The following is a 9580-nucleotide window of genomic DNA, read 5'->3' on the forward strand; positions in this document are numbered from 1 at the left end:
GTCGAATCACCCGTTGACATTATTCGATTGGTTTATGCTACAGGGGATGCAGAGAAAAACTCAAACTCAAGCTTATTCCCATCGTATGAGGTAAAATGGATGAGTGCCACGCCATCGGAGGGAAGAGTTGTCAGGATTTTTATTACTGGGCAAGATCCTCGTAGTCTCAGAACGGTTGAGTTGGACAACTGGACGGGTATTGCCATCACGGGACAACCCGAGTTCTTTAAGAAAGCGCTAGAAGACGAGGTTCTCAGTCGATCTTGCGTTTATCTGCTTATCCGATCAAGCGCCGATGATGACTTGCCTGAGATTTATTGCGGTGAAAGTGACGACTTCTCTCAGCGTTATACGAGTAGCAAATTTCCAATTGATTTCGATACCTTCCTAATTTTTACCAGCAAGGATGACAATCTAACACGAGCCCACGTTAAGTGGCTCGAACGTGAACTCTGGTCTATCCTTAAAGGTAACAGCGGCAAGGTATTGGTTGCGAATATCAATAAACCCACAGGTTCTAACTTGCCTCGCGGAGATGTCGCAACGATGCGGACATACCTCAGCAACATGATCTATGTGCTAGAGGCATTGGGGTATGATTTGTTTTCCGTTCAGGAGCGCACGCTGGCTTCTCCATCTTCAGCAAAGTCTCTTGAAAATCCTGCTGATGATCACGATCTTTCGCTCAATCTATATTCCACCTTACCACGCCGCTTTGAGGACCGCGCATTCTTGCGATACGTAAACGGAGCCTATACGTTGATATCCGGTTCTAAGATCAATTCCAGAATAACGGATAGCCTTCCGGCGAATGTCAGAAAACTTCGGCAGCAGTTGATCGATGATGGTGAACTTGTGGTGCGGGATGAATATCTCGAACTAATGCGAGACATACCATTCTCGAAACCTTCTCCAGCTTCTGCGCTTGTCAAAGGCAGGAGCTCGACCGGTTACATGGATTGGATCAGAGAGACAGATAACATGCCTCTTGGCGCTATCCTCGGCATTGCGGCATCAGGTCAATCACTCGACGATCCGGCACAGTGAGGGCACATGGTGCTCATCCCTTCTTCTGGGGTTCATAGCACGAACCAACAACTATCATCAGCCCGGGTCATACAAGGGGTTTGAGGTGGCAGATTGATCGACCCGCACTCGAAATGCGGCGTGGGGGTAACTCCACCGTGGGTTCGAATCCCACCCTCTCCGCCATATCACTTCAAGGTCGCGTGTTTTCCTGACAGGTATTTTCGGGCTTGCAGACCAGTCCGGCCTGCGCCAGCAGATCAGCCACGCCGTCCCGCGCGCCCAGCCCCTCGGCATCGCACAGATATTCCATGTGATCACTCAAGTATCCGGCCATCGGCGCACGCCAGTCCGGTGAGGTTTCGATCATCTGTTCAGACGTATAAAGCAGATACTCGACATATGCCCCATAGGCGGTGAGCTCGGTCGTGCCTCTCAGCGAGCAATAATCGGCCTGCGCCAGTTCGGGTTTTTGCACCGTCAGATTCAGGAACTCGCGATATATTTCGCGCGCTGTCTGATCACGCTGTATCAGATCAGTCTGGCCAATCTGATACGGAATAATGACCAATGCGGAAAGCGCAGCAAAGGCCGTAGCTATTCCGCCCAACGCGGCCAAGGGCTCAGTATTGCGTCGCAGCCAGTTCCACATGATCAGACCTTGGATTGCTCATGGGTAGCACAGTGGATGCCACCACCAACCTCGCCCAAGGGATCGACATTTAATGTAACAATCTCGCGGTCGGGATACAATTTTCCAAGAATGGCCACCGCACGTTCATCGGCTTCCCGATCCCCGAACTCGGCAGCTATCACCGCGCCGTTACAAACATAGTAATTGACATAGGAAGACACGAAATCGCTGTTGCTCGAACGTATGTCATAAGGTTCCGGCAAAATGACCATATCCAGCTTGCGCCCCTCGGCATCGGTTGCTGCAGCCAGTATGTCATGCGTTTCAAAGGCGGCAGCCGACCAAGGGTCGTCGGGATCGATCTTATCTCCCATCTGGATCAGCAACTGTCCGGGCTTAACAAAACGGGCAAGCGCGTCGATATGATAATCGGTGATATCAGCACCAATAATTCCGGGTGCCCAGAGCATCTTTCTCGCTCCCATCGTGTCCAGCAACATCTGCTCAATTTCAGCTTTGCTGCCCCGGTTGCGGTTGGCATTGATGAAGCTGCTTTCGTGGGCTATCAGCGTGCCGTGTCCATCTGTTTCAACACCTCCCGCTTCCCCCACCAAACCTGCGTCGAAAACCTGCAACCCCAACCGTTCGGCTACCCGCGCAGCAATCTGGCCATCTGCGCCGTGGGTCTGCTTGTTACCCCAGCCGTTGAAGTTGAACTGTGTGACAGCCAGACCTCCCTTGCCATTGACAACAAAGGACGGGCCGGAATCGCGACACCACAAATCGTCGGTCGGAATGTCCCATAATTCAACTTTGCCGGAAACCAGTTTGCGGACTGCACGATGGTGCTGTGCCGCCGCTAGCATTACCACTGGTTCAAAATCCGCGATTGTGTTGGCGATTTTCGCTATCGTTATCTGAATATCATAAAGAAAATCGGGATCGTCATGCACAGCGGGATTCACCGGCCATTGCATGAAGGTGCGCTCATGTGGTTCTGTTTCTTCAGGATACCAAAACCCAGCAGCACCAGCCGACGAACCAGCAGCCTTACCCAATCGTGACTGCATCGACATACCAACTGCAGCTGCAGTGGCGCCCAGCCAGATTTGGCGGCGTGTAATCATCATATCACCATGAAAACTAAAATATGTATTTAAGAATTCTTGAATATAAATTAGGGCCGCACGTAAACACTGTCAACAGACGCAAATCCAGAGGATGCTGGCACGTCCGCAGATGCGGAATACCCTTGAAATGCGACGTGAGGGAAACTCCACCGCAAGTTTTAATCCCGCCACCTTTCTATTGAAGCCAATATTCCAAAGACAACGCATTCTATTCGCCCGATTTAAGCTGCACCGCTAACTGACAATTTCCAATACGGGCCAAGCTTGCGGCATCTCCATCTAGATTAACCTGACGAAGTGATCCGCAACTGTTTGTGTATGATACATACCCCCTGCCATCCGGCTCGTCGTGCAGTTGCCGATAGCGGAGTGCGCGGCTTGAACATCTCTGGTGACTGTAAATCTGCGGCTAGATAGAATATCGAATATTCCTTAGTGGGACTGACGAGAACCAAAAATAAGGGAAAATAAACAGAAGACAGCATCCTGTCGTTCTGAGGTCCCCATGCGGCACACCCGATATGCGAGATTCCGTTACCGAAACCTCAAATATTCTTCTGGGCAAATCGATCAAATGCTTTGAGGAATTCGCCTAAGAACTTTGCCGTATCAGGCATAAGCTTGCCGCTTTCATCAACGAGTTTATCAACATGCGCGAGATAAGCCTCGGGCTGTTGCAAGGTCGGCATATCGAGGAATACCAGCGATTGCCGCAGATGATGATTGGCGCCAAAGGCAGAAATATTTCCCGGCGAACCGCTGATAATCGCTGCAGGCTTTCCGCTCCAGACACTCTGACCGTAAGGACGCGACCCCACATCGATTGCGTTCTTCAAAGCACCCGGAACAGATCGATTATATTCTGGTGTCACGAAAAGAACGGCATTTGTCTTACTCACTTCTGATCGAAACCGCATCCATTCTGCGGGTGGCGTATTCTCATCTAGATCAGGATTATAAAGCGGCAAATCGCCGATCTCAATGCTCCTTAGAGTCATGTCCTTCGGCACAACGGAACTCAACCCCAAAGCCACTCGGCGATTAAACGAATCTTTTCTCAGGCTTCCAACCAGAACAGCTACATTCAACTGTGACATTCGCTTTCTCCCTTGTTGCAGCAATACGAGCCGTTTCAAAACACACTCGCCTTATAAGCTAAGACAGCACACAACAATTGACAGCAGAAACTCAACTCTGATCAAAATTCAATTCGGGATGGGCCGCTTTTCATGCCCGGCTGATAACAACGAAATGTCGTCTTTCCCGCAGCCTTAGCAGAATAAAGCGCCGTATCCGCATTGATAAAGACACTGGATGCAGAATCTCCTGATATCTCTGCTATGCCGATTGATGCTCCGAGCTTTAACATTTTATTGCCAAACTTTATCGGTTCACAGAGACGTTCAATTATGATTTGTGCAAGCTTTTCAGCCTCTTCTTTATCATAAGAGCTCGGCGCGATAACTGCGAACTCATCTCCACCTATTCTGAAAATACTGTTGCCTGTGTGATTTATTGCACTAAGGCGCTCACCCATCGTCTTGATACACGCATCACCAGCGAGGTGACCATAATCGTCATTTATACTTTTGAACCCATCCAGATCGATAAGCAAAAGAAATCCAGATTTGCTGTCGATGGCCGCATATTCCAACGCTGAAGTCAGTTTTAAATGGAACTGGCTTTTATTGGCCAGTCCCGTCATTTGATCATATTCGGCGAGATATATGATGCGGTCAAACAAAGCTTTCTGATCTGTGATATCTTGCTTCATACCAAAAATTCGAACCGGCACGTTATCCTGACATTCGATAGAAGCCGTGATCCGTATCCAGCGCTTGTTACCACGGAATGTTGTTATTTCGGCTTCCAGTGTGAAACCGCTGCATTCTGCTATGGCACCCGACCTGCGCTTTTGTAGCTCCTGCCGGGAACTCTCGGTATAGCAATCCAGTGTCTGAGATCGGTTAAGCGGCGCGCCCCGTGGAAGCTCAAATATATCATAGACATAGTCTGACCACGTCAACGCCTCGTCGGGTAATGTACACTCCCAGATACCGATTTGAGCGACAATAGAAGATTGCCCATATATTTTTTTGAAGTGTGAAAGCGTTTGCGCCTGCTCATTGATGAGCTTTTCTTTGTTTTCTAAGTCGAGCCGCAGCCGCTCCAACTCGTCTTTCAACTGGCTCAGCGCAGCGTCATCCTTGATGGACATTAATATTCTCTACTGTTGCAGCAACAATGACAGTCATACCATCATATCCGAAAGGATCCGTTTATTAAGGTACTGCTTATGAAGATAAACTATATATGAGTCATGCTCAACGACGCGGCAAATTCGTTATCGACACTAACTCTCAGCATAGCTCACTCATGGCCAAACCGCGCCAGTTCAGCATACTCAATTACGCGGTCTTCGCGCTTCTCGTAGAGAGCCAAACCATGCTAGATGACCGACATGAGTGTGTTGTCTGATATTTCTCCCGTTTATAATCCGCCGCTAGAGCCGTATGTTTCGATCATCCATCGCGATGCGGATATTCTGGTTCTGGATAAGCCAAGCGGACTGTTATCCGTGCCCGGACGTCATCCGGCACTTTCTGACAGCCTGGCCACACGCGTCCAAAAGCAGTTTCCAAAAGCTTTGATGATCAATCGTCTGGACAAGGACACGTCCGGTCTCGTGCTCATGTCGCTCAATCGCAAAGCCCACGCCGCTATTGCTGCGCAGTTTGAAGCGCGTACAACAGAGAAGCGCTACATTGCCAAGGTTTGGGGTCGGGTGGAACAAGACGGGGGACTGATCGATCTGCCATTGGCAATTGATCCGGACAATAAACCGCGTCATCGTGTCGATTTTGATAACGGCAAGCCAGCCCAGACACGCTGGCAGGTGCTGGAGCGTCATGAAAACAGCACGAGGATGCAGTTGTTTCCGCTGACTGGTCGTACTCATCAGTTGCGCGTTCACATGAAAGCGCTGGGGCATGTTATTCTTGGCGATGAGTTTTATGCCGAAGGTGAGGCACTTGGCGCAGCAGACCGCTTGCTTCTTCACGCAGAAGAAGTCGCTTTCCATCACCCGGATGGTCGGCATGTGCAATTCACGGCCCCTTGCCCTTTCTAACAATGGCTATGTTTCGGAAATACCCATGTCGCAGAAAATAGACACATCGGAACTGGTTGTTGATTTTGTCGGCGGTGCCGTCGGGCATCGCTTTCGTTCTGGCGAGGGGCGCGGACAGGCTCTGGCAAAGGCGGCGGGTCTTGTAAGTGGCATCACGCCAGACATCGTGGATGCAACAGCCGGTCTTGGCCGCGACGCTTTTCTGCTCGCCGCACTGGGGGCGAAAGTAACGCTGATAGAGCGATCAGAGAAAATGCACAGTCTGCTGGCTGAAGGGCTGGCGCGCGCTGCAGCTGAAGGCGGTCAGTATGCGGAAACCGTGGCGCGCATGACGCTATTACATGGCGATTCCTGCCTGCTGATACCGGAATTGAAGCCAATGGTCGTTCTGGTTGATCCCATGCACCCACCGCGAGGGAATTCAGCACTGGTCAAAAAGGAAATGCGCCAAATCCGCGAGATCGTCGGCACCGACGCAGACTCTGAGAAGCTGATGCAGGTCGCGCTGGAGCATGCGCAAAATCGCGTCGTGCTCAAATGGCCCTTGCGTGCAGAGCCGATGGCAGGGCTACGCAAGCCCTCCCATCAGATTCTCGGTAAAAGCACCCGCTACGATGTCTTCGTGAAAGCAAAGATCGTGGCTGATTAGATCAGTGCCCTCAACTTGTTGAGATGCACGCATTAGAGCATTTCCAGTTTTCATTGAACCGCTGGAACTGCTCTATCAATCTGTTTTGCGCGCATCTTGTTCTGCAAAACCGCTTCGCACTTTTCGAGATGCGCATTACGCTCTAATTCGAGCACTTCACATCATAAGACAGGACCGATGGCGTATCACCTACCGTTGTGACAGACAGGCTGTGGTCGGCATTCCTATAGGAGAAGCCGCAATAGCCGAAGCCGGTTCCTGAGCAGCCATCAACCTCGCTGATACCCATCTCTCGCAAACCCTTCGATATGATGTCCAGCTCATCCTTGCTTTCTTCTGGCTGCCAGCCATGTTCATTGAGCATGATACGCGCCAGACTAATCGGCAGTCGATAAATATTAGGTACCGTCACCTGGCCGGAACAGAATTTCTCTTCGCCCGGTAATGCGGTGATAATGATACCTTTGCCACCAACCAGCTTCACATCAGCAACCGGCTGCTGTACCCAGTCGCCGTCCCAAATGCGCAGGCCGTCGCCATTCTGTTCAACACGACCCAGACTGAGCGCGGCATTTTTGGCCGCATATGCAAGTGCAACAAGTTTGCCGTCTTCATAAAAGGCAAGATTGCCTTCCTTCAACAGGCACGATCCGCTCGTTCCTTGTTCCATGTCGGCCACGAAGCTGACAGCCTGCAGAGAACCAAGTTTCGCTTCACCGGTTACGGTCCAGCCCTGCTGTTCAACCGCGCGCGCCTCGACACTTGGAGTTTTGCTGGCTGGGGTATCACAGGATTCCGCTTCGTGACTCTTTTTCGGAACTTTCGGCAGTTCTGCTAAGCGCACAATATCAACACCACTGACCTGCGAAACGGGGATGAACTTATCGGGTTGAGTTGATGGGGTAGTGTGTGCTTGACCATTCGCAGAGGTTGCAAACGCCAATGTCATGCCGGCCACGAGAAGACGAGAGATCATACCATCCATTCCAAAATCGATATTCTTGCAGACGAAGCAGAGCATTGACTAAAGAGGCCCGGCCTGATTCCGGCACAAGATAGCAGCCAAACGTTCATTTTAAAGCCAAAACATTGGTTTTGTTGTTTCTTGACTGCAATTCAACTCAATCGTTCAAGATAGCGATTTGAATTGTTTGAAACTTGGAAGCATTATCGATGCTTGTGAAGCTGCAACACAGGCGAACCAGATTGAGGCCGGATGAAAAACACCATTGATCTGACGACAGCGCCTATCAATCAAGCATTGTTGCTCTTTGCTCTGCCCACACTCGGATCTTCGATCCTGCAATCAGCAAACGGCTCCATTGACACAATCTGGATCGGACAGCTGCTCGGGACAGATGCGCTTGCCGCGACCACCAACGGCAATCTGGTGATGTTTTTGCTAACAGCCTTTGTCTTTGGCTTTGGGATGGCATCAACTATTCTCATTGGTCAGTCTTTCGGACGCCGCGATATAGAAACAGCGCGCGCCATCACAGGCACAACGCTGGGCGCATTCATTCCGGTCAGCATCATAGTCTCAATCGTTGGCTGGTTTCTTGCGCCTTCTGTGTTGGGGCTTCTCGGAACGCCCGAAACCATCGAGCCATTGGCGCGCGCCTTCCTGCAGGTAACCTTCGTCGCGATGCCTGCCATTCTCATGCAGACCATTCTGATGATGGCGCTGCGCGGCAGTGGCGATTCCATGACTCCGCTCATGTTCATGGGTCTCGCCGTCATCCTCGACATAGCACTTAACCCGCTGCTTATTCTTGGGATCGGTCCTATTCCCGCGCTCGGCATATCAGGCTCAGCACTCGCCACAGCCGTAGCCAATTATATCAGCCTCGCTGCCATGCTCATCTATGTCTATCGCCGAGATTTGCCTTTGCGTCTCAAGGGACAGGAACTTTGGCTTCTGGTGCCAGACCTCAAGGTCTTGAAGCTGATTTTCAGCAAAGGACTTCCGATGGGTATCCAGATGATCGTGGTATCAAGCGCCATGCTGACAATGATGCGATTGGTCAATCAGGAAGGCGTCAACACGACCGCAGCCTTCGGCGCAACACAACAATTATGGACCTATGTTCAGATGCCAGCCATGGCGCTTGGCGCAGCGGTAAGCGCCATGGCAGCGCAAAATATCGGCGCAGGCAAGTGGGACCGCGTCAGCAGCATCACTCGCATCGGAGTTTTCTATGCAATCCTGATGACCGGTATTCTCGTTGTTGTTCTACTCGCCGCGGACAGGCAAGCCATGCAGATATTCCTGGGTGCTGACAGCCCTGCCATTCCGATAGGTCAGCACATCGGCAAGATCGCAACATGGGGCTTTATCGCCTTTGGCGTTTCCATGGTCCTGTTTGGTACCGTCCGAGCCAATGGCCAGGTTATGTGGCCGCTTATCATTCTGTTTGTTTCGATGTATCCGGTGCGACTTGGTGTTGCCGTCGGCATGAGAGACTGGCTCGGACCGGATGCCCTGTGGCTCAGCTTCCCTGTTGCCATGCTTTCGACGATGCTTATGGCTGGCGCGCTTTATCTTCATGGGGGATGGCGTAAGAACGAGTCAATGCATGTCGATAAATTCGAACTGGAAGGCACGGCTGCAGCCACAGCTCAGACAGCTGAAGCTGCCCCTTCATCGAACGCCCTGACACCGAACCCGTCGCACGTTCCTGAGAATAGTTAGAGCTGCCGCACCGTCGTTGTCATTGAGTGTGTGCAAGCAAAGCTCAATTCATCGCTTCGGAATCAAAAAGCCCGGCGACAGTTTGTCACCGGGCTTTGAGTGCTTAGAGCGCGTTTCGATCTGATTGGATCAGATCGGCACTCTAATTATCTGTTTTAACGCGCATCTTTGTCCGAAAACCGTTTCACACTTTTCGGGATGCGCTCTAGGGTCCAGACTCAATTGAGCCACCATGTGACGATGGCAGCGATATAGCATGTGGCTGTAAAGTTCAGCATGAGCTTGTCATATCGTGTCGCGACCCTCCTCCAGTCCTTGA

At 51.1% G+C, this 9580-nt stretch carries 9 protein-coding genes; 4 read left to right on the forward strand and 5 right to left on the reverse strand.

Going from position 1 to position 9580, the window contains the following annotated elements; translation table 11 throughout:
* Positions 1-99 precede the first annotated feature (99 nt).
* Positions 100-1047: a DUF4357 domain-containing protein gene (locus OIV19_RS21180; RefSeq protein ID WP_264233671.1), complete on the forward strand. Its 948-nt coding sequence runs from the start codon at positions 100-102 to the stop codon at positions 1045-1047.
* A gap of 172 nt (positions 1048-1219) precedes the next feature.
* Here OIV19_RS21180 and OIV19_RS21185 read toward each other — a convergent pair whose 3' ends face one another.
* From OIV19_RS21185 to OIV19_RS21200, 4 genes are all read right to left on the reverse strand, one after another.
* Positions 1220-1678, reverse strand: coding sequence for a hypothetical protein (locus OIV19_RS21185; RefSeq protein WP_191793425.1), 459 nt, complete (start codon positions 1676-1678; stop codon positions 1220-1222).
* Positions 1679-1680: 2 nt separating this feature from the next.
* On the reverse strand, positions 1681-2790 hold the full coding sequence (locus tag OIV19_RS21190) for an agmatine deiminase family protein (RefSeq protein WP_498831069.1): 1110 nt from the start codon (positions 2788-2790) through the stop codon (positions 1681-1683).
* Positions 2791-3335: 545 nt separating this feature from the next.
* Positions 3336-3887 carry an NADPH-dependent FMN reductase gene (locus OIV19_RS21195; RefSeq protein WP_095447445.1) on the reverse strand — a complete coding sequence of 184 codons (552 nt, stop codon included), beginning with the start codon at positions 3885-3887 and terminating at the stop codon, positions 3336-3338.
* A 101-nt stretch (positions 3888-3988) separates the two neighbouring features.
* A complete protein-coding gene (locus OIV19_RS21200; protein WP_095447446.1) occupies positions 3989-5008 on the reverse strand; it encodes a diguanylate cyclase domain-containing protein in 1020 nt (339 codons plus the stop codon).
* 243 nt (positions 5009-5251) lie between these two features.
* Here OIV19_RS21200 and OIV19_RS21205 point away from each other — a divergent pair, with 243 nt between their 5' ends.
* Together OIV19_RS21205 and OIV19_RS21210 are read left to right on the forward strand one after the other, a co-directional pair.
* Positions 5252-5920 (forward strand): pseudouridine synthase, encoded by a 669-nt coding sequence (locus tag OIV19_RS21205; RefSeq protein WP_264233673.1) that lies wholly within the window; start codon positions 5252-5254, stop codon positions 5918-5920.
* 25 nt (positions 5921-5945) lie between these two features.
* On the forward strand, positions 5946-6569 hold the full coding sequence (locus OIV19_RS21210; protein WP_095447447.1) for a class I SAM-dependent methyltransferase: 624 nt from the start codon (positions 5946-5948) through the stop codon (positions 6567-6569).
* Positions 6570-6711: 142 nt separating this feature from the next.
* Here OIV19_RS21210 and OIV19_RS21215 read toward each other — a convergent pair whose 3' ends face one another.
* Positions 6712-7545, reverse strand: a complete 834-nt coding sequence (locus tag OIV19_RS21215; protein WP_264233674.1) for a hypothetical protein — start codon at positions 7543-7545, stop codon at positions 6712-6714.
* A 240-nt stretch (positions 7546-7785) separates the two neighbouring features.
* Between OIV19_RS21215 and OIV19_RS21220 the strand changes: the two genes are divergently transcribed.
* The gene (locus OIV19_RS21220; RefSeq protein WP_264233675.1) at positions 7786-9261 is read left to right on the forward strand and encodes an MATE family efflux transporter; all 1476 of its coding nucleotides are present in this window, start codon (positions 7786-7788) and stop codon (positions 9259-9261) included.
* Positions 9262-9580 lie beyond the last annotated feature (319 nt).

This window comes from Brucella sp. HL-2, assembly GCF_025846885.2.
Lineage (GTDB): Bacteria > Pseudomonadota > Alphaproteobacteria > Rhizobiales > Rhizobiaceae > Brucella > Brucella quorumnocens.